16 protein-coding genes are annotated in these 26,694 nt (G+C 50.2%); 4 read left to right on the forward strand and 12 right to left on the reverse strand.

Features of this window, described 5'->3' with window-relative positions; genetic code table 11:
• Together ACO1NT_RS10315 and ACO1NT_RS10320 are read right to left on the reverse strand one after the other, a co-directional pair.
• Positions 1–1,124 (reverse strand): TAT-variant-translocated molybdopterin oxidoreductase (locus ACO1NT_RS10315; protein WP_449048547.1); only part of this gene is annotated, 1,124 nt, incomplete at its 3' end.
• 49 nt (positions 1,125–1,173) lie between these two features.
• Positions 1,174–2,460 (reverse strand): cytochrome c3 family protein, encoded by a 1,287-nt coding sequence (locus ACO1NT_RS10320; protein WP_449048548.1) that lies wholly within the window; start codon positions 2,458–2,460, stop codon positions 1,174–1,176.
• Between the two features lie 382 nt (positions 2,461–2,842).
• Between ACO1NT_RS10320 and ACO1NT_RS10325 the strand changes: the two genes are divergently transcribed.
• Positions 2,843–3,346: a methionine-R-sulfoxide reductase gene (locus tag ACO1NT_RS10325; RefSeq protein ID WP_449048549.1), complete on the forward strand. Its 504-nt coding sequence runs from the start codon at positions 2,843–2,845 to the stop codon at positions 3,344–3,346.
• Here ACO1NT_RS10325 and ACO1NT_RS10330 read toward each other — a convergent pair.
• Entirely contained in the window at positions 3,303–4,322 is a 1,020-nt protein-coding gene (locus ACO1NT_RS10330) for a LacI family DNA-binding transcriptional regulator (RefSeq protein WP_449048550.1), read from the reverse strand. The two genes, ACO1NT_RS10325 and ACO1NT_RS10330, sit on opposite strands and share 44 nt — an antisense overlap.
• Before the next feature lie 150 nt (positions 4,323–4,472).
• Here ACO1NT_RS10330 and ACO1NT_RS10335 point away from each other — a divergent pair, with 150 nt between their 5' ends.
• Positions 4,473–6,725, forward strand: a complete 2,253-nt coding sequence (locus ACO1NT_RS10335; RefSeq protein WP_449048551.1) for a GH92 family glycosyl hydrolase — start codon at positions 4,473–4,475, stop codon at positions 6,723–6,725.
• Between the two features lie 96 nt (positions 6,726–6,821).
• Here the strand turns inward: ACO1NT_RS10335 and pnp are convergent, their stop codons facing one another.
• From pnp to ACO1NT_RS10350, 3 genes are all read right to left on the reverse strand, one after another.
• The gene (gene pnp / locus ACO1NT_RS10340; RefSeq protein ID WP_449048552.1) at positions 6,822–8,963 is read right to left on the reverse strand and encodes a polyribonucleotide nucleotidyltransferase; all 2,142 of its coding nucleotides are present in this window, start codon (positions 8,961–8,963) and stop codon (positions 6,822–6,824) included.
• A 173-nt stretch (positions 8,964–9,136) separates the two neighbouring features.
• The gene (locus ACO1NT_RS10345) at positions 9,137–10,924 is read right to left on the reverse strand and encodes a hypothetical protein (RefSeq protein ID WP_449048553.1); all 1,788 of its coding nucleotides are present in this window, start codon (positions 10,922–10,924) and stop codon (positions 9,137–9,139) included.
• A 66-nt stretch (positions 10,925–10,990) separates the two neighbouring features.
• Positions 10,991–14,245 carry a PVC-type heme-binding CxxCH protein gene (locus tag ACO1NT_RS10350; protein WP_449048554.1) on the reverse strand — a complete coding sequence of 1,085 codons (3,255 nt, stop codon included), beginning with the start codon at positions 14,243–14,245 and terminating at the stop codon, positions 10,991–10,993.
• Positions 14,246–14,543: 298 nt separating this feature from the next.
• Between ACO1NT_RS10350 and ACO1NT_RS10355 the strand changes: the two genes are divergently transcribed.
• Positions 14,544–16,205, forward strand: a complete 1,662-nt coding sequence (locus ACO1NT_RS10355; RefSeq protein WP_449048555.1) for an apiosidase-like domain-containing protein — start codon at positions 14,544–14,546, stop codon at positions 16,203–16,205.
• Here the strand turns inward: ACO1NT_RS10355 and ACO1NT_RS10360 are convergent.
• From ACO1NT_RS10360 to rhaT, 6 genes are all read right to left on the reverse strand, one after another.
• Positions 16,197–18,347: a phosphocholine-specific phospholipase C gene (locus ACO1NT_RS10360; RefSeq protein ID WP_449048556.1), complete on the reverse strand. Its 2,151-nt coding sequence runs from the start codon at positions 18,345–18,347 to the stop codon at positions 16,197–16,199. The two genes, ACO1NT_RS10355 and ACO1NT_RS10360, sit on opposite strands and share 9 nt — an antisense overlap.
• Positions 18,348–18,550: 203 nt before the next feature.
• Positions 18,551–19,708, reverse strand: a complete 1,158-nt coding sequence (locus ACO1NT_RS10365; RefSeq protein WP_449048557.1) for an alpha-hydroxy acid oxidase — start codon at positions 19,706–19,708, stop codon at positions 18,551–18,553.
• Between the two features lie 130 nt (positions 19,709–19,838).
• Positions 19,839–21,209 (reverse strand): FGGY-family carbohydrate kinase, encoded by a 1,371-nt coding sequence (locus ACO1NT_RS10370; protein ID WP_449048558.1) that lies wholly within the window; start codon positions 21,207–21,209, stop codon positions 19,839–19,841.
• Positions 21,210–22,484: a sugar isomerase gene (locus ACO1NT_RS10375; RefSeq protein WP_449048559.1), complete on the reverse strand. Its 1,275-nt coding sequence runs from the start codon at positions 22,482–22,484 to the stop codon at positions 21,210–21,212.
• Positions 22,485–22,570: 86 nt separating this feature from the next.
• Positions 22,571–24,697, reverse strand: a complete 2,127-nt coding sequence (locus ACO1NT_RS10380; protein WP_449048560.1) for a bifunctional aldolase/short-chain dehydrogenase — start codon at positions 24,695–24,697, stop codon at positions 22,571–22,573.
• A 65-nt stretch (positions 24,698–24,762) separates the two neighbouring features.
• Entirely contained in the window at positions 24,763–25,845 is a 1,083-nt protein-coding gene (gene rhaT / locus ACO1NT_RS10385; RefSeq protein ID WP_449048561.1) for an L-rhamnose/proton symporter RhaT, read from the reverse strand.
• 191 nt (positions 25,846–26,036) lie between these two features.
• Between rhaT and ACO1NT_RS10390 the strand changes: the two genes are divergently transcribed.
• Positions 26,037–26,642 carry a hypothetical protein gene (locus tag ACO1NT_RS10390; protein WP_449048562.1) on the forward strand — a complete coding sequence of 202 codons (606 nt, stop codon included), beginning with the start codon at positions 26,037–26,039 and terminating at the stop codon, positions 26,640–26,642.
• Positions 26,643–26,694: the final 52 nt, after the last annotated feature.

The raw sequence follows: 26,694 nt of genomic DNA on the forward strand, positions 1-26,694 counted from the left end.
CTGCCATAGCTTTGCAAGGCCACATTGATTGCGTTGGTCAACGTCTGTATGGCCACATCGTTCGACCCCGAAACCACCACCGCGCGACCACGGGCCTGCAGTAGTTCTTGGGCCACCAATTTCAACGCTGTCTGTGCTTTCGGATTCGTGCTCAATCCGCCTGATAGGTTGCCGCCTGCCACGGCGTTATAAAGAGCGATCAACAATGGACCTTCTTCAGAAGGTTTGATGGCGATACGGACGTCCGCGTTTGTACCGGTAAGACTCATTCCGCCTTCAAACTGAATATGGCGCGACATCTTCCCTTTTTTCAGGCTTTTGTAATCGCGGTTGGTGATGTACTGTTGTGTATGTTCTTCGCCGCTAATCCAAGTACCCAAGAAATCGGCCGCAACGCTGACAATAACGTCGGCATGGTCAAAGCGGTAATATGGCACGGCCGCCTTGCCGAAACTAGCCTCATTCGCCTTGATTATACCACTATAGGAAATTGCGTCAACTTCAACAAGCTTCGCCGATGGGTACTTCTCGGTAAAACGGGCAATAGCGGCAATGGTGGATGGACTATTAACCGTGGAAGACACAATGCGGATCTGCTTTCCTGCGGCCTGGGCTGCGCCCAATGCGGTAACGACATGTGTATCCAACTCGTCCCACGATATGTCGGCTCCGTTGAACTTCGGGCCCTTCAATTTGGATTGGTCATACAGATCGAGTACGGACGCCTGCGTTGCAGCATCCGTGCCGCAATTCAATCCTACCGCTGCAGGATTCGCTTCCAATAAGATAGGCCGTCCTTCACGGGTGCGTACCAATACGCTTTGTCCTTTGTAGCTGGATGCGTAGAAATTGGGGATACCGGGCGTAATCTCCTCCGGCTTTATCAAATAAGGCACTGCTTTATGTACCGGTGTACGGTTGCAAGCAGCCAGGGTAACCGCCCCTACCCCGAAACCCAATGCTTTCAGGAAGTCCCGGCGTGGTGTCTTGGTGCTTAAGCCAGCCTCATTCAAAACATCTTCAACAGGAATTGTTTCGGCAAACTCACCCTTGCTCTTCTCTACGAAAGCCGGTGTCTGCTGCAACTCTTCCAAACCTTTCCAATATTGCTTGTTGCTATCCATTTAAGCTATGTATAAGATTGCGTAGTCTAGTGATTACGTAGTTTGTCTATTAATAATGGCATTTACCACACTCCAATCCGCCCAACATGGCGGCGGTGACCTTTTCCCCTTTCTTCAGCTGCTCATGCGCAGCAATCAGTTGGTCATAGTAGGCATTGCCCTCATGATTTACTTCAGTTTCCTTATGACAGTCTATACACCATTTCATGGTGAGTGGTGAATACTGATACACTTCCGCCATGGTCTCAATCGGGCCGTGGCATGTTTGGCATTCCACACCGGCAACCACCACGTGCTGTGAGTGGTTGAAATAGGCAAAATCAGGAAGGTTATGGATACGTATCCATTCGATAGGGCGCTGATTCGGCCCGTACTCCATCGTTTCAGGATCGTAATCCAGTGCCCGATAAATCTTGGCGATTTCCGGCGAAAGTTCACCATCGTATTTATCGCTCGCCGTAATGGCCTTATGGCAGTTCATACATACATTGGCCGAAGGAATCGATGCATTTTTAGATTTATATGCACCGCCATGGCAGTATTGGCAATCAATTTGATTAACGCCAGCATGCAACTGATGAGAGAACTTAATGGGCTGAACGGGCTTGTACCCTTCATGCACGCCCACGTTCCAAAGGGTTTTCCACCCGGCCGAACTCAGGAAAACAGCAACCAATAGCACCGTAAAAAACACTAGCTTCTTGTTTTTAGCCAATTTTTTTAACTTACCAAGATAGTCTTTACCTGGAGCATCTTCGGCTTCAGCCTCTTCCGGGATCAACGTTTGGTTGCTGGAAATGACGCGCTCCAACGTACGGATAACTTTGTTAAGCACCAAAATGACCGCAAATGCAAGGACAATCACCGCCACAAGACCGATGATCATGAAATTGCTGGCGTCCCCGCTTGCTCCTGCGGCATCGCCTCCCGTACCAGGGGCACCAGTCACAGCGGCAGCAGCAGCCTTTTCATCTTCGGACTTGATGTAAGCCAATACGCTCTTGATTTGATCTTCCGTCAGCTGCGGGAAAGCTGACATAGCACCCGGGAACTGCGATTCCAACTCCAGCGCAATGGGATCACCCGATGCAATCATTGCAGGCGCATTGTGGATCCATTTCAGCAACCACTCTTCTTCCCGATGTTCATAGACCTTGGTCAACGCCGGGCCGATAAATTTGGTCTCTATTTTGTGGCAACTTGTACAGTTGGCTCTAAAAATCGTCTCGCCCTCCTTTGGATCCTGCGCTTGCAATGAGGAAACCGCAAACAACAACACCAACGCAACCGATACCGGCTTGGCAATTCTTTCAAAAACTAACGAGATATGTCTCATATCGAGCACGTTATACTGATAATGATAAATGTTAAAATTTGGGTAATCTGAATCAATGGAACTACACCCCTTTAATAATGCCACAAAAGTATAACTTATTGCCGTATGGATGACAATGGGATGACTGAATTTAACAATTTATAATCGTTCTAAATTGATTGAAATAGGCCATTAAAGCCCGTATAACCTGTTTTACCCGAATTCATCCGACCGGCAACAATAGCAGGGAATTCACCTAAGTTTGTGTATTCAAAAATTATTTTCTATTATCAGATGGAGCGGTCCAAATAATGACTTTTGGATGAAAACACGTTAGGGATAAATCATGTATATTCGCATAATGGGCAGTTCTAGGTTTTGCCTTGTTCAAAGAAAACGAGTTATGATGCGTTACATAGGATTCATACTAGTGTTTTTATCGTTACAAACGGCTTGCGGGCAAACTTCCCAAGAGCGGATTAACCGTGGGAAGTCCGGTGCTAACGAACCACCCAAAATTACTAACAAAATGGATACATTAAAGTACAACGAATTGACTGCCGAGGAGGAATACGTCATCCTGCATAAAGGAACGGAAAGGCCTTTTACGGGAGCTTTGCTCGACAACAAAGCACACGGCACTTACGTATGCAAGCGTTGTGATGCCCCCCTTTACCGGTCGGAAGACAAATTTGAATCACATTGTGGATGGCCTAGTTTTGACGATGAAATCGAGGGAGCTGTAAAACACGTCCCCGACGCGGACGGGCGGCGCACGGAAATCCTGTGCGCGAGGTGCGGTGGCCATTTGGGCCATGTCTTTGTTGGGGAGCAATTCACTCCGAAGAACACCCGGCACTGTGTCAATTCCCTATCGATGAAGTTTGTAGCATCGAAGACTCCCTAATAATCAGTTCTGAAGGCAAAACAACTTGTTTAGATTCTTTTTCCTTCCCATCGAGTTGGTTTAATAAAATATTAATCAATTCGCTGGCAATGGCTTCGATAGGTTGGGACACCGCAGTAATAGTGGGTGTAAACAGCTTGAAAAGTGTATGATCGTCGTAAGAAACAACTGCGGGGACAGGTAATTGGTGTTGTTTCAAAGCTTTCAGGCCGGCGATGGCCAAATAATTGGTGGCAAAAAAGACCGCATCGGGCTGCTGGTGTTCCATAAACGCATAGAAATCGGCCATGACCGTCGGTTCATCATCAGCCATATTCACTTTTTTCACATAGGGTTGTAGTTTATAGGTATCGATAGCACGCATATACCCATCCATTCGGTCCCGCATTTGCGTCTGCGATGAATATAACGTTACCATAGCGATGCGACGATGGCCCTGCTGCGCCAAGTGTGCGGTGGCGTCATAAGCGCCACGTACATTATCCGTAATGACGTGGCTGGTCGCTAGGCCGGGTATATACCTATCGAATAATACCACCGGCAATTGGTTGTTCAACAGCGATGCAATGCTCTCTCTTACCCCTTCGGACGGTGTGATGATATAACCATCGACATGTCGGTCGCGGAAAAGCTGAATGAGTTCGGTGGCTTTCTCGGGTTGGTTGTCGGTGCTGCAGTAGATAATACGATAGCCTCTACTGTATGCCTTAGCTTCGATAAGCCGGGCGATATTAGCAAAGAATGGATTGGAAATATCTTCAATGACTAAGCCGATAATCTTCGTCTTTCCCGTGCGTAGGCTTTTCGCAAGCTCATTAGGTTTATAACCCACCTTCTGAACGTGTTCCAGCACCCGCTTCGTCAGCCCTTCACTGATGCGTTTCTCCTTGGCTTTACCGTTCAGAATAAATGATATGGTGGTGACGGACACACCTAAATCTTTAGCGATGTCGCTGATGAGTATCTTCTTTTTCATTTTAGCATAAAAAGCTTAATGTTTAGCAACGGCGCAAACCTATGTATTTTTTATGACGTAGGACAAAATAATTTATTAAAAATTCGTCGTCTTGGAATAATAAACTAGTTTTACAGGAACATAATGTGGTAAACAATTCAGGGGGTAAACATGCTAAGGCGTTTAAGCATTTCTGTTATACTTAGTTTATTTTGTACGTTCAGTTGGTCACAGGACGCACTGGTTTCTTATGTCGACCCTTTCATCGGCACGGGGGGCCACGGGCACACCTTCCCCGGCGCAACAGTACCCTTTGGAATGGTGCAACTCAGCCCCGATAACGGCCGAAACGGCTGGGATTGGTGCAGCGGCTACCATTACAGCGATAGCCTGATTGCCGGTTTCAGCCATACACACCTTAGCGGCACCGGTATAGGTGATTGGCTGGATGTTTCCGTTATGCCACTCACCACTCCGCTTCCTGACACGGTCACATCTTCGAAAACCCCATTCAAACACGCCAATGAAACGGCTTCACCAGGGTATTACAAGGTAACATTGGATAACGGCATCTGTGCTGAACTTACCGCAACGGCACGCTGTGGCTTACACCGCTACACCTTTCCCGATGGCAGCACACCTACTGTACGCCTCGACCTAGCATTCCACCAAAATTGGGATACACCAACGGAATCCCATATTAGCATCCTCAACGACAGTACACTGGTGGGTTACCGTTTCTCTTCGGGCTGGGCTGGTGTCCAGCGGGTTTATTTCGCCGCACGGACAAATTCACCCTTTACGCGGACCATCCTACACGACGGAGAAAACGCATCGGACATGATCGATATGGCCGAAACGTATGATAAGGGCACCGGCGTGGCCGCACAGCTCCTATTTGAGCACGCTACTGACGAGCCCGTTATGTTAAAAATGGCGTTGTCTACCACCAGCTATCAGAAGGCGCTGGCAGCATTGGCGGAAATCCAAGGATGGGATTTCAATCATGTCCGTCAGTCGGCCGCCGACCAATGGGAACACGAACTTCAAAAAATAAAGATCACATCTACCGATACGGTACTGAAACGAATTTTCTATACGGCACTTTATCATACGGCAATCGCACCAACGCTTTACTCGGACACCGATGGTGAGTACCAAAATGCCCATGGCGACGTCCATACGTTCGCCGATGGCCGTAGCCGTTATACGCTCTTTTCATTATGGGACACGTTCCGCGCATTGAAACCGCTCTTTACATTGACACAAACCGACCGTTATACAGACATGTTGAACAGTATGCTGGCCTTTTACGATGAAAATGGTTTGTTACCAGTGTGGGATCTCAGCACGTGGGAAACCAATACCATGACGGGCTATCATGCTATTCCAGTCTTAGCTGATGCGATTCTGAAAGATTGGCCGGGGTTGGATGCCGAAAGGGCATACCAAGCTATGTTGAAAAGCGCATACCAGGATATCCGTGGTGTACCCGATTATATCGAATATGGCTATCTGCCCCAGGACAAGGCCGGCGGAAGTGTGACCATTACGCTCGAGTATGCCTTTGATGATTGGTGTATTGCCCAAGTAGCAAAAAAACTTGGAAAAAAAGCGGATTATGCCACCTTCATGAACCGCGCCAAGTCATATATCCACCTATTCGATCCCCAAACCGGCTTTATGCGTGCAAAATTATCGAATGGCACATTCGTAGCGCCGTTCGATCCGTTCTGGTCTGAACACGAATTCGCTAAAAGCCACTACATCGAGGGCAACGCCTGGCAACATTCCTTCTTCGTGCCGCATGATGTACGAGGGCTGGCCGAACTATACGGCGGCAACGAAGCTTTGGGCGCCAAACTCGACGAGTTGTTTGCTGCCCCTTCTGAGATGCACGGCGACAACATCTCGCCCGATGCGAGCGGCTTTATCGGCCAATACGCCCACGGCAACGAGCCAAGCCACCATATTGCATATATGTATAGTTATATCGGACAGGCGCATAAAACGCAGGAGCACGTACGCCAGATTGTAGACTCCATGTACCATGATGGGCCGGATGGGTATGCGGGGAATGAAGATGCTGGCCAAATGAGTGCTTGGGCGGTATGGAGCATTGCCGGATTATACCCAGCAAATCCAGCCAGTAGTGAATATGTATTCGGTAGTCCCGTTGCCGACGAAACCACGTTCACCTTACCAAATGGCAATCGGTTTACTATCCGCGCTTTAAACAATGGGATGGAAAACCGTTATATCCAGTCGGCCACACTAAATGGCGAGCCGTATGATAAAACCTATATTCACCATAAGACAATGCTTAAGGGTGGTGAACTTGTTTTCAAAATGGGACGAAGGTCCAGTAAGAAGTATGGAAAGAGACCCGAAACATGGCCAGGGGTTGATAGGCTGATTGAATAGGCGCAAAGATATACCCTTGGATAAAAAAAAGCTGATTTGAAAACGCCGCTTAGGCTGTTTTCAAATCAGCATCTCAAATTATCAAACCAATGAGGCTTATACCTCTTCTTTCCTTTCCGGCCTTGGAATCAATGCTTTCCGGGATAGTTTCAATTTACCTTGCTTATCGATGTCCAACAGTTTCACCTTTACGATGTCGCCCACGTTGAAGATTCCATCCATGTTCTCGAACCGCTTCCAATCGATTTCCGAAATATGGAGCAAGCCATCTTTTCCGGGGATGATCTCGATGAACGCACCGAATGGCATGATTGATTTCACCTTACCTTCATAAACTTCACCCACTTCCGGTTTCGCAGCAATGGCCTTGATACGGCGCACTGCTTCATCTATAGATGCTTTATCATCGGCGAATACTTGAACCACCCCTTTATTGTCGACTTCGTCGATTGCGATGGTGGCCCCGGTTTCACGCTGCATTTCCTGAATGATTTTACCGCCCGGTCCAATAACTGCACCTATAAATTCCTTATCGATGGAGAAGCTGATGATGCGCGGTGCGTGCGGTTTGTAGTCGGCACGTGGTTCGGCAAGCGTCTTCTTCATCTCGTTGAGGATATGGAGCCTCGCTTCCTTCGCCTGTTCCAACGCCTGTGTCAAAACCTCCCATTTCAGGCCGTTGATTTTCAGGTCCATTTGACAAGCCACAATACCTTGTTCGGTACCAGTTACTTTAAAGTCCATATCGCCCAAGTGATCTTCATCACCTAGAATGTCACTCAATATCGCGTATTTACCACTCTTTTCATCGGTGATCAGGCCCATTGCAATACCGGATACGGGTGCCTTGAGCTTTACCCCTGCATCCATCAACGCCAAGGTACCTGCGCAAACGGTAGCCATAGATGAGGAACCGTTCGATTCGAGGATATCGGATACCACCCGGATGGTATAGGGGTTATCGTCGCCCGTTGGCAATACTTGCTTCAAGGACCGCATGGCCAAGTTACCATGGCCGACCTCGCGACGGCCCGGCCCCCTGTTGGGACGTACCTCGCCTACGGAAAATGCCGGGAAATTATAATGTAAAAGGAATTTATTGTAGCCATGGATAAACGCGCCGTCAATCATTTGTTCGTCGTCCTTGGCACCCAGCGTCACCGATGTAAGGGATTGGGTCTCGCCTCGAGTAAAGACGGCCGATCCATGCGCGGCAGGAAGATAGTCCACTTCACTCCATATCGGACGGACGGTCCGCACATCGCGCCCGTCAAGTCGGATACCCTCATCCAACACCAAATTGCGGATCGCTTCGTATTGAACATCGTGGTAATATTTTTTCACCAAAAATGCCGTATCTTCATCAAGCTCCTCTTCTCCAAATGTAGCTTCTACGAAATCGCTACCGATTTCCCTGAACTTTTCGCTACGCTCATGTTTGGCAGAAGCGGATTTGGCCACGGCATACACTTTATCATAGGTAGCAGCAAATACCTGGTCGCGCAGCTCCGGATTAGTCGGTTCGTGGCTATATTCGCGTTTGATCGTTTTACCAACCAACTGGGCAAGTTCTACCTGTGCCTGCACCTGCTTTTTAATGGTTTGATGGGCAAACTCGATCGCCTCTACCATCTCAGATTCAGAAATTTCCTTGGCTTCGCCTTCCACCATAACAATGTCGTTGGCAGACCCTGCGACGATAAATTCAAGTGTTGCGTTTTCGAGCTCGCTAAGCAACGGGTTGATGACCAACTGACCGTCGATCTTGGCAACCCGAACTTCCGATATCGGCCCATTGAATGGGATATCAGAAACCGCTATGGCTGCCGAAGCTGCCAATCCGGCTAGGGCGTCGGGCATGATGTCTTTGTCGGCTGATATCAGCGATATCATTACCTGCGTATCGGCATGGTAATCCTCGGGGAACAAAGGACGCAAGGCGCGGTCGACCAACCTTGAAATAAGAATCTCGTAATCCGACAGCCGGGCCTCGCGGCGTAAGAACCCACCAGGAATACGCCCTGTAGAAGCATACTTTTCTTGGTAATCTACCGAAAGAGGCAGGAAGTCTGCTCCGGGTTTGGGTTCCTGTGCGGAAACCACTGTAGCCAATAGCATGGTTTTCCCCTGCTTAACTACCACCGAGCCGTCTGCCTGCTTGGCCATCTTCCCAGTGGAAATCTCGATCTGGCGACCACCGCCAATATCGATTGTTGTTTTACTCTCGTTGTAACTCATTTGTTGTTTCGATTCGGTGTGCTATTCGTCTTTAGGCGGCACACCATAATTATATAGACTTTTACTTGCGTGCAAAAGTAGAGAAACAACACTGTATATGCAAGTTTTAATCGGCTTACACAGCGACGTTTACTAATTGCCGCCACTTTTTTGCCAATCCATGAGGTAATGGTTCATCGCTGTCCAACCGCCGTCAAATAGTAGTTGAACCGCCCCAAAGGGGCTACATCGCCGAATTGGTAAAAATCCATGATATCACCGGTTTGTGGTACGTTGTCTGTCCACTTGAATTCGATGTCCACACTTTCGGTCATGCCCAATGCTTTCCGATCAATCCGTAGCTCGAGTTGATTGCCCGTTACGGCAAATTCGACCGCTCCGCTGCGACGCCATTTCCAGCCTCCCTTGTTTCGCTCAAGCACCGCCTTCCCCTTTCGGGGGCTTACCCGGTTGACGATAAAATCATAGCCTTCCCATCCCGTGTTGTAGTCACGGTCAATGTCAATCAGGAGGTTCATCCATAACGGGTTGTTGATATCGGTAAGAGACGCTGCCGTTTCCACGTAAAAGTAAATGTAGCGGTCGTCAAAGGTAGACTTCGCACCGATGATGTCGTTCCGACCCGTCGTATTCCGGTAATACAGGTCGCCCCATCCTTTCTCTTCCCGGTGTTTGGTATTTCCCCGGTGTGCGTCAAATCGCGGCCCGACAGCCACCCAATCGGCCATATTGCCATCAATACGGATACCGGTATCCCTTTCTGTATAATGTTGGGGGGTAACGCCCTTAAAACGGCGTATGTTGGCTGCTAATTGATAGTAGTAGGCATCACCATGGCCACCTTTCATCGGTTCAATATCACGACTATGCTCTTGGTCGAAGAGATCGGGAAAGGCATTGGGCGTACCGCTCCATTCTTTTGCTCTACCTGCCACCCATTCGTTCCACCCTGTCACGAAGACAAACTCAGGATCGATTTCCAACGCCCGGCCCCACTGTTCTTGGAAGTTCAACCCATAGGCGATCCGACTGTTATCATCCACATGCCCACCGCTGTGGGTATAGCTTCGGCCAAACGCTCCCGGCGCGTTCATCGCACTTAATCCATTTTCCTTGGTCCAGTTTTGCGCTACGCCCACGGTTACTTGTTCGTAGCCTCCTAAGTCTTTGGCCGCAAAACCATGCTGGGGGTAGATTTCCAACCACCCCCAGTGGTCATCACGTTGGGGGCCTTTATCATAAACCGGTTGTGGGGGCCTAAACGTAAAAAATTGTCGGATATCGCTATACAATCGATCTGTTTGTTGATTACCGGTTTTTGCTTCCAAATGCTCAAAGTACGCCATGATCAGTGGCTTGCCTTTCCACTGAAACCAAAGATCGCGATACAAGCCTCGCGCATACAAATGTTGATAAATCTTGGTAATTGCTGTAAGACTTCCCTCGTGGGCGGCAAAACCCAACATAAATGCAATCTGCGGTGTCTTTATACCTGCTCTTCGGGCTTCAGCAAAGACCTCACAGAGCGTCATATAAGATTCTTCCCAAGTGTAGGAACCATTGGTGCAATCGAACACTACTACATCCACTCCCGCATCAGCGAGCATTTCCGCATGGCGGCGCAGTACCCAACGGTCTGTACTTCGGTAATAGCCAAATAACGGCTCGGCCCAATGATAGTACGAAGCGTCTTTGGGCCAAGCCGGATGTTCATAGTCGGCAAACATACCATTGTTCAACTTTTGCAATTCGGAGACATTGTAAGGCGGACTATCAGCGAAATGATTGTGCCAGGTCCAATAGAATATACCTACGAACTTATCTGTCCGGACATCACCCACCTCATCATATGCAGGTAATTTCCTGCCCAAGGCGTCCGTTGCCGGCAACGACTGTCCAACAAGCCCAAAGGGAACTGCCAATAAACCCAACGTTACCCATTTTGCGATATTAAATTTCATGTCTCTTTAGTGGTGATTCAAACTTATTTTAAGGGTTGATAAAATAATCAGTCAAGCCAATGTTCATCAGTTAACGACCAAGACACCTTGCATAACCCGCCAGTGACCAGGAAATGTGCAGATAAACGGGTAATCACCCGGTGCGTCGGGTGCCACGAAGTCCAGCTGGTAGGTCTCTCCGGCATTGACCAGCGGAGTAGCAGATAGCACTTCCGGCATATCAGGGACGAAATGCCGTTCGTACCCATCCGGCAGGCCGGCCATGGCATCGGCGGCCGTGCCCACCTTTTCCAGGGTGCCCGGCTTGGCCACCACGATGTTGTGGGGCATTTGGTCGCTGTTATCGAACAGCAGCGACACCGATTTTCCCCGCGTGGCGGTGAGTGTATCCCGATCGAACGCCATCTTTCCTGGCAAAGCTTTCAGGTGGATCACGATCTCACCGAGCTCCTTTCCGGCCGCTCCGCCGCCGGCAGCAGCGTCCGCCCGTGGCGCTAGAATATCCCGATGGCGCTCGCGGAACCGCTCAACGGCGACCACGCCAGCCAGCGCCGTGAAGTCGGCCGCGGAAAGTGGCTCCACGCCGTATTGCCGGTACGTAGCATCTTCCGTGATGAACCCCGGGACCTGCAGTTCCTGGGCCGAGGCCAATGGCCTGAGCAGCGCGTCAACCTTTTCCGGCTCATCCGCCAAGAAGTGCTTGTCTTCCCGGAACATCTCCATCCACACCGGCTTAAGGTGCTTGAACGATTCGCCCAGTGCATAGCCAATGTAATCATCTACGGGCAATTCCGTTGTCGCCAATAATGCCAGCACCGTCTCTTTTATCTCAAAATGGCTCAACGCAGCTATCGCCTCCAGGCGTACTCTGGGAGAGGCATCCACCGACATCTCGATGAGCCTGCGGTACCCGTCTTGGATACGGTGGGACCAATATAGTAGCACGCGCGTGGCCGCGGCACGGACATGGTGGTCTCCGCTGGCCAACAACTCATCCAAAAGCCTTTCGTTAGGCTGGTTGAACTGCTGGTACACCCACAAGCCTTCCAACCGGTGGTATTCGACCTGAGGGCTCGAGGCATCCAACGCATCGACCCAATCCGCCAAGCCGGCCAGCACCTCAGCGGCGGGGAATTCACGGAGCTGCCGTCGTGCACGGTAACGCGTCCTGTCTTCCGGCACTTTCAATTGGTCTAGCAAACCCGGGATATCCAAGCGGCTCAGGTCGGTCGGATTCAGCGTGGGCTTATCCTTATGGGTGATCCGCCAGATACGGCCACGCATATGATCGCGTTGCGGATCGCGGAAGGCCTGTTCTCCGTGCTGGATAATCGGATCGTACCAGTCGACAACGTAAAGCGCGCCGTCGGGTCCGAACTGCAGGTCCACCGGCCGGAAATTGGGGTCTTTGGACTGAAGCAGTGGCGTAGTCTCTTCGCCGACGATCCCGCTGCCTGATTCGGACACCCGGTGCTGCCGGATCCCCTGGAAGCCCAAGAAAGTATTGAACAGTACATTTCCTTGCACGCTGTCGGGGAAGGCGCGGCTGGATATGATTTCCATGCCACAGGTCTTAGGTTTAGATGGCGAAGTCAGGAAATCCTTCATGCCCATGTGCTTCTTCGGATAGTCTATGGCCACTGTAAGTGGCGGGGCGAAATAATTCATTCCAGTAGACACATCGGCGATCAGGTGCGTGCCGTCACGCATGAAGACGTTGCCCCAGGGATTGGCATAAGGATAGGATATATACTCATCGAACTTCATGGTGCGGGGCTCATATCGCCAGGTATTTCCGTAGGCACCCCGGCGCGGCCCGTAAGGCGTTTCCACCTGCGTGTGCAGGAAGGTGCCCATGTGCATATACAATGCCCCATCGGGGCCCCACTCATAGGTATTCAACGTATGATGGGCGTCTTCGGTGCCGAACCCTGAGAGCAAGATCTGCCGCCGGTCAGCTTTCCCGTCACCGTCGGTATCCTGGAGGAACACGAAGTCGGGTGCCTGCGTAAGGTATACGCCACCATCGCCCAGTTCGAAGCCCAGCGGCAGATACAGACTGTCAGCGAATACGGTGTGGGTATCGGCCTTACCATCCCCGTCGGTATCTTCCAGCACGATGATCTTGTCGTTGGGTGGACTGCCGGGCGTGTAGTGCGGATAGGATGGCATGGTAGCCACCCACATCTTCCCACCCGCGTCGAACGTGATCGATACGGGGTTGGCCAGCGGGAAGTCTACTTCCGAGGCGAATAACTCGATTTCATACCCTTCCGGCAGGACGAACTGCGATCTTGCAGCCTCCAAATCCGCAGCGGTTGTGGAGGGCGCTGCCGTGCGGGCACTTCCCGCACCGGCAGTGGATACCACGCGTCCCAGGGCCTGCAGGTCTATCACACTCCCGCTGTCGGCGCCGGCCCACACCAGGCTGTCCAAGCGCTCCACCATCCCGTCGAGTTCATGCAACTCCTCCGGGAGCGCCCCACCTCCTGCCCAATCACGCCGGCGGCCGTAAATGTACTCGCCGTTCTGTGCCCTATGGCGGTAGAAGAAATGCTGATTCTTCGCTGCTACGACTTCCTTCAAGCCTGCGATTTGCACTTCGCTGGGCCAGCTGGCAATAGGCAGATCCAGCGATGTAGCCATCAATTCGCTCACGAGGCGGTATCCACTGTCCGTCAGATGGATACCATTACCGGTCAACGGCTCGCTCCCTCCTTCCATCAATTTACGGGTGGGGGTATAAAGGTCGATGAAGGGGATATCCAGTGCATGTGCTACCTGACGCATGCCGCGGGTATAGGCCTTCAGTGACTTGTTATGTTCGGATGGATCGGGAAGAGACCCCCCCAGAGCCTCATGCGCTATTGGCGATACCAATATGATCTGTAGGGGTTCCTTATTGCCATGGCTATGCGCCAACAAGCCCGTAAGGAAGACCTTAAGGTCCTCCTCGAATGCTGCCAGGCTATCCAGCCCATCGAACGACTCGTTCATGCCGAAGCAGGCAATGACCACGTCGGCACCCTGCCGGTGGATGTGTTCCTGCAACGTGCCGAAATTCAACGGCCGCGGACGGAGGTCTATCTCGTCGGCGCTCCAGCCCAGATTCCGCACACGAAGATGGTGCTCCGGGAAACTCCGGTGCAGCAAGGTCTCGAAATAATTGCTTCGCTGCAGGCCCTCGGCAAACGAGTTGCCGATGATTACGATACTGCTCCCAGGGGAAGGTTTAAAAGGCCAAACTTCTGCCTTCTCCTGGCACGAGATGAATGAAATAAGGATGACCGACACCAGCCCATAACGTAAAGCGCTTTTCATCATATTAAAAATCTTTCTGATATTTATTTTCCTTCGGGAAGGTTTGCACAACATTTATATAAGGAACGCGGTAGCGAATAAATCTTAAAGCGAAACATAACTTGATAACCATTGCTCACTAGTTGGTTGACGCCTTTCGTGCTCCGGCGACTAGGCCAAAGATACGACTAGACAGCCCTACGGCAACCTGAACCATCCTGACCCTCCCCATTTTACGGGCCTTATCGTTTCAAGCTATCCTGAAAAAGTTTATCTTTGAGGGAAACACCTATTGATCCGGTGTAAACACTAATTTTATATGCTTCTTTTTCGTAGATACGCACTTACTGGTTGGTTCCTCGGTCTCCTTTTTTCCACACAATTGGCCGAAGCAAAGAAAACGCAGTATATTGGCATTTGGCATCCCATCGAAATCACGATGTACAGTGAAATGGTTTATAAAAACCCTCTTTATGACGTCAAGGTGGGAGCTATCGTTACCTCACCCTCCGAGAAACAATATACCATTGATGCGTTTTGGGATGGGGATAGCTGTTGGAAACTGAGGTTCATGCCCAATGAAACGGGAGTGTGGCAATATCGCACATATGCTTCAGACACCTCCAACAAAATCTTGCACGGTCGAACCGGAACATTCACCTGTCGGAAAAGAAAAACTGCATCAGCCATTTATACCCACGGGAAAATAACGTGCGAACCGGGGAGTTACCACCTAACATACGCCGACGGCACCCCTTTTTTCTACTTGGTTTGTACGGCTTGGAATGGTGCCTTGCGTTCAAACGATGCGGAATGGGAAACATATCTCGCACAACGGCAAGAAAACAATTACACGGCCATCCAGTTTGTCACAACCCCATGGCGGGGGCTTCCTAAGGACGCCTTAAATGAGGTACCTTTTTGGGGGACAGATACACTGCTCATCAATCCGACGTTTTTCCAAATGCTGGATAGAAAAATCGAGCAGATTAACCAACACGGGTTAGTAGCGGCTCCGGTAATGCTATGGGCATGGAAAGGTGGTGGCAGCCCAGGCACTGATTTGCCAATAGCAAGTGCAATTAAGCTAGCCCATTACCTGAAGGCCCGATACGATGCCTATCATATCATCTGGAACTTAGGGGGCGATGGCATTTACACGGGCAACAACGAGGAAAAATGGAAGCGCATAGGACGCGCGGTATTCGGCGATGGAAAACAGAGCTTGGTTACCCTACATACCGCTGGTTTGCAATGGTATGCTCGAGCCTACGAAAACGAGGCCTGGCTAGACATCGTATCTTATCAGACCGGGCATTCGAATTCCGAAGCCGTGGTCCGCTGGAAAACGAACGGACCGGTAGTACGAGATTGGCGTGCCTTACGCCCCCGCCCCATCATCGATACCGAGCCGGTCTATGAACGGCAGGGAAATGACGGAAACAGCTATGAAGTGAGAAAAAGCACGTTGTGGAGTATGTTCAGTGCACCAGTGGCAGGTGTAGGATATGGAGCATGGAGTACATGGCCGTGGCTAAGGGTAGGTGAAACGTCATACAACCACGGAATGAAAGAGCCAACGGCGTACGATTGGGAAGACGGCATCAATAGCGCCGCAAGCATTCAGGTGGGTCGGCTCCATACATTTTTCAATCAATTCAACTGGTGGAACTTCAGGCCAACCCCGGGCGATATCATCGAGCAAAGTGGAGAAAACGGCATCTTCGACACCATCATGATGCTTACCGATGAGATCAACGGCACGATGCTTATCTATACCCCGGTAGCCCAAACGTTCCGGATTAGCTATGCCGACCCCGAAACGATCAGAATCGCAAAATGGTATTATCCCGAGACGGGCACCTATGAATCCGCCCTGTTAACCAACGGTCCGAACTATGTAGAGGCGACTTTGGCAGCGGAAACCGACGCCATTTTAATCCTTGGCACTAAACGCTCGCTGAGACAATCATTACAATGATGTGGCCATTGCCGGATCGCTGACACCATGTTTACCGGTCTCTACACGCCCGGCAAAACGGCAGAAATACCCATCAGCGGTCTGCACGGTGAAGTCATACCAATTACCACTGTTTTTCAGCGATATATATTTCTCCAACGGCTTTCCCACAATAACCGTTAATTCTTCCGAAGCAGGATATCCATAAGCGTTAGCGGTCAGGCTCACCTGAAGCGACATTTGCGCGTCGTGTTGCAACCGGATTGAAATTCCATCTTCCTGTTGGTTGTAATCCAACGCCACCTCCGGTTCGACAGTTTGCATGTTTCCGGCGAACTTACGGAAATAGCCGTTAGGGCCATACACTTCCAGATCATATCTCCCCCCCGTTTCGGTTGCATCCCATTCATCGGTTAACGATTTCCCGCCTTCTACCGTGTATCGACGCGGTATCCGCTCCAGTCGGTTCATGTCGTACACATGATATACAGCGCCCTTTACCCCTTTATTTTCGAATAGCAGCCGCACCTGACCGTCATCATGCAAATAATGAAGTGTACAATGCAATGTGTAAGGGAGTGCCCGGGATAACCGAGTCCCTTTTTCCTGATAGAGCTGTGATGGCTTTTGAGGCGCAACGGCCTTGGGCAGGGCTTTTGAAGCCGCATCGATCGCTTCGAATCCAGAGGTATCGGGCATTCGGGGGAATTTTGGATCGTTGGGCGTGACAAAATCAAATGCTGATGTCAAATCACCACTCACGGCGCGGTGCCAAGGCGAGATGGCCGGGATCGTTACACCGAACCGTTTCTCGATAAATTGAGCTACAGAAGTATGGTCGGCAACAGTGGAGTCTACCCACCCCCCTTTACTCCAAGGCGACAGGATGTACATCGGCACCCTGGGCCCCATACCCCAGGGGCGTAGGTTGCCGGAAATCGTATCCCGCTTATCGATATAAACACGGTCTGCCTCCGTGTCCTCAAGATTATCTTTATCGTTGTGAAAATACATACCGGCCACATCGACCGTCGATTTGCCGGCGAGGGTATTGTCCAGGTTGTACGAAGGTACCGCGGGTGCTGGCAAATGATCAAAAAGGCCGTCATTTTCGTCAAATGTGAGAAAGAATACCGTTTTGCTCCACACTTCGGGATTGGCTGTAATGGCCGTAAGCACGTCGTGCGTGAAATCCGCTGCTCGGTATGGGCTGGAAGGTGCTCCGGGATGCTCCGAATTGCTTTGCGATGGTAAAACCCAACTCACCTGGGGCAACGTGCCGTTCTTCACGTCATTGGTGAGGTCTTGTATTGACCAATGACGCATTCCATTTTCATAGATCGGTGATCCCGGCTTGGCATTCCGGAAGCTTTCGAATGCGAGGCAACCGTGCATAGCACCGGTCCAATTATCGTTCGGGTCCTGATAAATACGCCAGCTTACGCCGGCCTCTTGCAATACATCGGGAATCGTGGGCCAAGTGAATGCACTCCCCTGGTAGGTATAACCCGGTTCGGGCATATGTCCCTCGATCCAGCAACGTAAGTTGACCGGTTCTGCGTCTGCGTCGGTACAATTGATACCTGCCGCCCGCTTTTCGGGGTCGCACACCGAACCGGACCAAAACACAATCCGATTGGGATCGGTGCCCGTGGCTATGGAACAGTGATAGGCATCGCAGATGGTAAAATATTCGGCCATTGCATATTGGAATGGGATTTCTTCACGTGTATAGTAAGCCATGGAATAAGGTGTCTTGAATAATGGCCAAAACCCGTACTTCCCTTGGTTCCAAGCCGCCTGCGTATCCGGGAAATTGTGCGGCGTGCCGTTGATCAACGCGGCGTTCGAGGTGTTTTTATTTGCCCGATAGGGCGGCACAATCTGCTTCCCATCGGACTGGTGGAAAGCCCGCTGACCGCTTGCCAATGGAATGGGGAACCGATCGCCAAACCCACGCACACCCCGCATGGCGCCGAAATAATGATCGAAAGAACGATTTTCTTGCATAAGGATAACAATGTGTTCCACATCGTTGATGGACCGTGTGGTATTATGCGCCTCCACGGCCAGTGCCCGCTGCAACAACGGCTCCCATACCGCAGCCGTAAGCCCGGCGGCGGCCGATAATTTGATGAACTCCCTACGATGTAATTTTCCCATGGCTAGCTGCTTTTCAATCGTTCACATATTGTTCAATATAGGGATACAGATGGTTAGCATATCGCATGAATCCCAAATCCGTCTACCGTTTCGAACTAATGCGGGTAGACAGAAGGCCACCAGCCCAATAACAGCGACGAGTTGAACAATGCTCATAATCAGCTGTGTGAATACGCAGCCTCAAAAATGGCAAAATATAACGACTATCCTGCCAATGTCCCGGGGAAATCACCTATCTTTTCACAGCACACCTGCTCCATGACCTGCTTCAGCTGGGCCTTGAGTAAGGCAATAGTGTGGTCTCCACCACGCTTGCCCAATGCCGAAACACCATACATGAATGGTCGCCCCATGAAGGTAAAGTCCGCGCCACAGGCCAACGAACGGCCAATATCCGGACCGGACCGCAGGCCACTATCGATCATCACCTTGATCTGATTGCCATATTTGTCCACCAGGCCTTTCAGCGGTTTAATGGTCGATTCCCCGGCATCGATTTGCCGGCCGCCATGATTAGACACAATCACACCATCTGCCCCCAATCCAATACTTGCCTCCATATCTTCATCGCACACCACCCCTTTGATAACTAACTTGCCTTTCCATAGGTCCCGGATAGCTTTTACTTTATCCACATCTACCCTGCCAGTAAAGGTGGCGTTCATAAATTTGCCGAGCTGGCTTAGGTTGAGGCTTTTATCCATATAAGGTTTCAACGTAGCAAACTCAGGTATTCCCACCCGCAGCGTTTCAAGCGCCCATCCAGGTCGGATAGCCGCTTGAAGGAAGTTGTTAATGGTCATCTTGGGTGGCATGGAAAGGCCCGCCTTGATTTCGCGATAACGCATCCCGAATGACGGCACATCGACTAAAACCACCAAAACGGGGCAACGTACCGCTTCTAGGCGGCGGAGGATATCGTCGCGCAGCTTATTCTCGGTAGGGTGATATAACTGGAACCAAAACCGGGACTCCGACACGTCCGCAATACGCTCGATGCTGCTGGTAGACACCGTACTCAAAATATAAGGCACATTATGTTTCAATGCAGCTTTGGCCAATATTTCCGGTGCGTTGGGCCACATAAGGCCTTGCAGGCCGATGGGTGATATGCCAAAAGGCGCATCGTACACGTGCCCGAACAATTCGGTTTGCATATCGACCCCGCGATGTTTTTTGAGATACCGGGGAATGAGCTGTATATCGCGGAAATCCGCTTCATTGCGCCAGAGATTCAGCTCGTCGTTACATCCACCTTCGAGATAGTCGAACGCGAACTTCGGGATACGTCGTTTCGCCTTCCTTTTCAGGTCTTGAACCGACGGATATTGGGGGTTGTATTTCAGTAGCTCAGGATTCATTGCTTTCTTTGTTTTCTATCTATCTGCTGATGACGTTTCGTGGTAATGGCTAACGGTGTATTCATATTACTCACAGCATGGTCTCCGCACGAAAAAATCATTCTCCGTTGGGCCCATGGAACCTAATACATTAGGTTATATTCGAATGCGCGTAAAAACGCAATTCTATTAAGTCATTCGGCAACGGACGCTTATTCCATGCCGCGTGAATAGCCAATGCCGCGCCCACTGCGGTTGCCTGCGCCATGGAAGCTGCAAAAACCTCCATTTCGGGAAAAGCGTTGGCCAGTAAATTCATGAAAATGGCATTTTTGCTGAACCCGCCGTCCACAAAAATACGTTTCACTTCCGAACCTTTGATGGCAAGTCCGGTCGAAATCACCTGCAAGTCTATCAAATCCATCATCAGCCGATGGTAGGCTTCCTCGTATGAGGCGTAATCCGACAAGTCACGTTGCGCAAAGGCAGATACTTTACTTCCGATAGGTACCGGCCCTGAAGTCTCATTGCGCAACTTCGCCACGGTACGCGGATTATACGCCATATTCCTGTAACGGCTCGTAGGCTGGCCAAAGTGCTCCGCAATACGTTTCACCTGCTGCTCATGTTCATAACCGGCAAAGAGGCGCGAAGCCTTCACCGGGGTACCCTGATATTGCATATAGCAGAGGCAATCAGCATCCAGCTCCGCTTTGGTAAGCGGTGTATGGTTAAACGGATTGAGGCTGATGCACCAAGTTCCCGTAGAAATCAACACAAACGGCTCGCTGAAACTCACAAGGTAGGGTATCAGGGCCGCCGAGCTATCGTGTAGGCCCACGCCTACACCATATCCATTCCCCGGAAAAGAGGCAGGGAAGATGTCGTCGCCCGCCACAATAGGGGCGAGCTTTTCATCGATGTCTTCATTGCGTACCCACTCGTGGTAGTCGTTTTTATTGAAATCCCAAAGCTGCGTATGGCAGCCGATGCTTGTCATATCGGAGTACATACGGCCCGACACCAAGAAGCTGAGGTATTGGGGCAAATGCAGGGCATAGCGTATCCGTTCGAAAAGTGCCGGTTTTTCATATTTAATCCGATAGAGCTGCATCCCCGAATTAAGACTGCCCAGCACAGGTGAGGCCGTTGAATAGGCTACCTTTTCCTCACCGCCGTAGGTTTCGTAAAAATGCCGCTGCAATTGTTCGGGGTAGGGTTTCAAATAGTTGTATAACGGCGCAAGCGGCTTTCCATTCTCGTCTACGTACACCAAACTGGCTCCATAGGCCGCAAAATTAATTGCCCTTACATCAAATTCAGGCCTTCGGAACACCTCGTGCAAGGAGTCGAACACCGATAAACGTAGGCTTTCCAAGTTCTCACAAGGATCGCCATCTTCGTCTTCCGTCTCGGTAAACCGCGCCGACCGCTCGAACACGATTTTATAGCGCTCATCGAATAGAAAGAGCTTTTTGTTGGTTTTGCCAACGTCGAATATCGCTATGACTTGTTTCTTCATCTACAACCCCGTCGCTACCGTCTTCGCTCCTCTTTCCTTGACTAACTCACCCCGTACATTCAAGGCCCTGTAAAGCTCAATCGGATCCAACGCTGCACCTGCGCGCAGCCGCGCTTCCGCAACCAACGGACGTACGTCCGTACGGAATGCCAATTGTAGCACTTCCTGCGCTCGGGTTACGTCGTTTGCGGCCTGGGCCTCACGCAGTGCCGGACGATCGATAAGCAACGCCTGTGCATAAGCAATCAGAATTGCTTCGACCGATTGGATTAAATCTTCTAGCGGATCCTTCAGATTATGGGAAGCGTCAATCATCCACCCCAAGTCTTTCGTATGGTCCATACCACGAGCATCCATCCCCTCAACGAGTTCACTGAATATCAGGAATAATTGATAAGGTTTGATACTACCCGTTGTGAGGTCGTCATCGCCATATTTGGAATCGTTGAAATGGAAACCACCCAGTTTACCTTCCATCAACAGCAAAGCGACAATCTGCTCAATATTGGCGTTCGGCAAGTGATGCCCCAAGTCGACCAATGTATAGGCTTTGTCGCCCAGTTTACTGGCATAAAGCAGCGATTGCCCCCAATCTCCTACCGTCGTCGAGTAAAAGTTGGGTTCAAATGCTTTATACTCCACGAAGATTTTCCAATCAGCAGGCAGCGCCGAATACACTTCCTGCAAACTTTCGAGGGTATTTTGGAAAGCTCGGCGGAAGTTGAGCTGACCAGGAAAACTGGAACCATCCGCCAGCCATACCGTCAACGACTTCGACCCCAGTTCGATACCATGTTTGATGACCTCTATATTATGATCGATCGCCTGCTTACGTACCGCACGGTCGACGTGCTGCATGGAGCCGAATTTATAACTGTGCGTTTGGCCAGGCTGGTCTTGGAAGGTATTGGAATTCATCGCGTCAAATGTCAACCCATGCTGGCTGGCAAGTGTACGGATAGCCTCGTAATCCGCTGGAATATCCCATGGAATATGCAGTGAAATAGCACCGCTCGACCGGTTCAGGGCATGCAACAGCCCAATATCCGCTATTTTCTCTTCCAAGTTGCGCGGCTCCCCCCCTCCCGAGAAACGGCCAAAACGGGTACCTCCCGTGCCTAATGCCCAGCTCGGTATGGCCACTTGGAAGTCGACTAATTTGTTTACAATATCTACCGCATGAGGCAGGTCTTCCACCAACCGCTCAAATCGGCGTTGTTGCACCGTTTCCAACCGTTGGTTATGTTCCGCTATTTGATTTTTATCGATATTCATAATAGTTTCTTAACAAAAGTAAGCAGAATCATCAACCATTGCTTTCAGGGAGCAACTGAGTTGACAATTCTGCGAAAATAAGATCATTAACGCACAAACGCCATGGCGACACCCCCATCGACATTCAGCACGTTGCCGGTGGACTTGCTCAACAGGCCACCGGTGAACGCGAAACACGCGTTGGCGATATCGTCTGGAAGGATGACTTCATTGAGTAATGTGCGCTTCGCATAGTATGCGGGAAGCTCCTCCACCGTAATACCATAGGCCTTGGCACGGCCTTCGGCCCATCCTCCAGCCCAGATGTTACTGTCGCTGATCACGGCGTCGGGGTTGACCACATTCACGCGGATATGATCTGCCCCGAGTTCGGCTGCATTCAGTCGGCTCAAATGCAGTTGGGCTGCCTTGGCTGAGCCATAACCAGCATTGTTAGGGCCACTTACAAGTGCATTCTTACTGACGATATTGATAATGTCGCCACCGACTGCCTGTTTCTTCAACACAGTAACCGCTGCTTGTGTCACCAGGAATTGCCCTTTAACCAGCACATCGTACAACAAGTCCCAATCTTTTTGGGTATGGTCTTCAATTGATTTCGATATCGAAAGGCCGGCATTGTTTACGACGATATCGACACCACCGAACGCCAATGCTGCTGTATCGAAGGCTTGCTGTATCTGATCTGCGTTGGTTACGTCCAATAGCGCCGTAGCATAAGCATCTTTGCCGAAAGCGGCTTGGAATTCCTTCCCTGCCTCCTCCAAACGCCCTCCGTTGAGATCGTTAAGCACAACCACGGCGCCCTCCTGTACGAACTTCTTTGCGATGGCCTTGCCAATACCGCCCGCACTCCCTGTTACCAAGGCTATCTTCCCCGACAGGGGCTTGGGTTTGGGCATACGCTGCAATTTAGCTTCTTCCAACAACCAATATTCGATATCAAATGCTTCCTGTCGAGGTAGCGAAGTATATTCGGATATGGCTTCGGCCCCTTTCATTACATTGATGGCATTGGTATAAAATTCAGCGGCCACACGGGCAGTTTGTTTATCTTTCGAAAATGAAAACATGCCAATACCCGGATAAAGGATAATTACCGGATTTGGGTCACGCATAGCGGGGCTGTTGGGATGCTTGCAAGACTCATAATAGTCTTTATACATCGCCCGGTAAGCTTCAAAGGCCGGTTCAAGTTTGGCTTTCAGCGCTGCAGCATCCGACAAATCGGCATCGGGTGCCAAATCAAGCACCAACGGACTGATTTTGGTGCGTAAAAAATGGTCTGGGCAGCTGGTCCCCAACGGTGCTAAACGGTCAAGATCCTGGGAGTTGATGAATTCCAGAACCCGTGGATCATCCGTGAAATGCCCTATCATGCGTCGTTCGGACGAACAGAACCCACGAAGGATGGGGGCCAACGCCGCCGCTTGCCTTTTCCGGTCATCCACGTCGACATCCCCTACCTTGGCACCACCGAATACCGGCCGTTTCTTACCGTAGTTTGCCTCCAAGTATTCGGCGCAACGCTCGATGACGGTCAACGTATTTACATAACTCTCGTATGCGGTATCCCCCCAGGTAAACAAGCCATGCGACCCGAGCATAATTCCCCGGATGCCCGGATTTTCATCGAGGCACTGCTTTAGCTGTAATCCCAAATCGAATCCCGGCCGTTGCCACGCTACCCAGCCGATCTCGCCATTAAACAGTTCTTGAGTGATACGCTGGCCGTCCTTCGCGGCAGCAATGGCTATCGCGGCGTCGGGATGAAGGTGATCGATATGCTTAAATGGCAAGAAACCATGCAGGGGCGTGTCTATGGACGGCGCCTTAGACTGCAAATCATAAATGCAATGGTTGAAAAGTTCCACCATTTCGTCTTCATGCTCGATACCACGGTATACCTGTTTAAGGTTCCGTAAACGATCGACATACAGCGCCGCGAGGCCGCTGCGCGTGAGTGTACCAATATCGCCACCCGAACCCTTGATCCACATCACTTCCGTTTCGGCACCTGTAAGCGGGTCTTTTGCGACAGCTTTACAGGAGGTATTGCCGCCCCCATAATTCGTAAGGCGCAAATCTGCCCCGAGTAGGTTAGACCGGTAAAGCAAAAGCGCCACCTCATCCCCTTCCAGTTCGGCGGCCTTAGCGTGATCCCATAAATAACTTACATGCTTGAATGCGTCTTTCTCAATGATATTTGACATCTTACTTATTGTTTATTCGTTTTTTGTGTTTGCCTTTTCTTCCGTTTACTTTTTAATTTCCTGGCTTAGGTATCCAATGTTCTTGCAAAACCCACCAATATGATAGAAAGGATGATGGTTGCGATCCCCCCTATTATGGTCGCGTAAGTTTTCTTTCCCACTCCTTTCCATTCCTTCAGGATAACACCCCAGGCGTTGGCAATCAAGATAATAAATGCCATGTGCAGTATCCACGAACTCGGCCCGTTGCCCAATCGGCTCTCGCCCATCCCGTAAAAGAAAAATTGCAGATACCAGGTCGTTCCGGCCAACGCACAGAACAAGATATTGCGTGCGATGGGCGTTTTGGCATTTACATAATCGCCGAATGTCTTGTTGCGTGCATTCAGGAACATACACCATAGGAAGTTGGTGGTAAGGCCGCCCCATAGAACAACCACATAGGTTACGTTGTTTTGAAAGAGAAACTCACCCTGCCCTGGATTAGCGGCCTTCCAAAGGTCATTGGCCACGTTGGCCATCGGTTTCCCGGCTTCCAATCCGAAGTTAAAGCAAGCACTGAGTACGCCGGATACGATTCCGACAATCAGCCCGATACCGAACTTATAATCCTTATTGCCACTGGCGTCGGCGGTACCTACGGCCAATTCTCTTTCCTTTAACACACCTGCTTTACCGCAGAGGTAAATCCCAAAAACACAGACCGCCAAACCAATCAAGACTGTCCGCCCGGAATTGGTGGTGAAAAATAAATCAATCGTTTCTTTCCCCTCCGTACCACTAAAGTAGTAGTAAATAGATGGCACCAACGAGCCAAACACCATGGTGAGCCCCAATATGATGCTGCTACCCAAAGAAACACCAAGGTACCGTACTCCCAGTCCATAGGTGAGACCTCCCACACCCCACAGTAAGCCAAACAAAAACGAGTAACCCAGCGTACTGCTGTCGGCCTGCCGGATGATGTCGGCAAAACCGGGAATGGTAAGGTAGGCAGCCAACGGTGGAACGATAAGCCACGAAAACAATCCCCCCACAATCCAGAAGCTTTCCCACGCCCAGCCTTTCACCTTTTTATAAGGCACATAAAAACTACCAGAGGCAAATCCGCCAACGAAATGAAAAAATACTCCTGCTAGTGCTTGCATATCAATACGGTTAAATTTTCGGTCATTTAGCTATAAAAACAGCGCAAGATAGAAAACATGAAAACACGAACTGTTATGAGCTGTCATGTTTGATAAGCATGCCTTGACTTTTTGTGTATTGGATTTTCATTTAGACAATAAAACCCGTAATATCGTGTTCTTAAAATAAAAAAATAATACAACAGACAAACATGAGAAACTTTACAATGCTTGCGATCCTGATCACTGTCTTTTCAAGTGGCAACGTTTTTGGCCAAAGTACAACCACGCGCGTACCTCCAAAAGGCTCGCTCACTAGCGGCACCATCGATAGTCAATTCGTTTACCTTTATGCGATTTCGCGGACACAGAATGGCATCGAGCATGTTCGTCGGGCAAATCTCGAGCAAATCCGGAAAAATGTGACGGACTCCATTCGTACGTTGACCCAGGAAATAGCAGATTTAAAGGCGAAATCCGGCAGCCAAATGACCACTGTGGATGCACTTACCGATTCGCTCGGCCTCGTGCAGGAATCGCTCCAAACGGCACAGCGGGAGAAGGACAGCTTCTCCTTTATAGGTATATCACTGCAAAAATCGACCTATAGTTTAATCATGTGGGGAATCGTAATGCTGTTAGCCGCCGCGCTGGCGATCTTTATCTACAAGTTCAACCAAAGCCATGTGGTGACCCGAGATACGCAAAAAGCCATTGCCGACCTCCAAGATGAATTTGACCAACACCGGAAAAAAGCGATGGAGAAAGAGCAAAGACTAAAGCGGCAGTTGCAGGACGAAATCAATAAAAGGTTATGACATCAGGTAGCCGAACAATTGTTTGAATTTATATTTGCTTTTAATTCTTTAA

It is taken from the genome of Parapedobacter sp., from assembly GCF_053550995.1.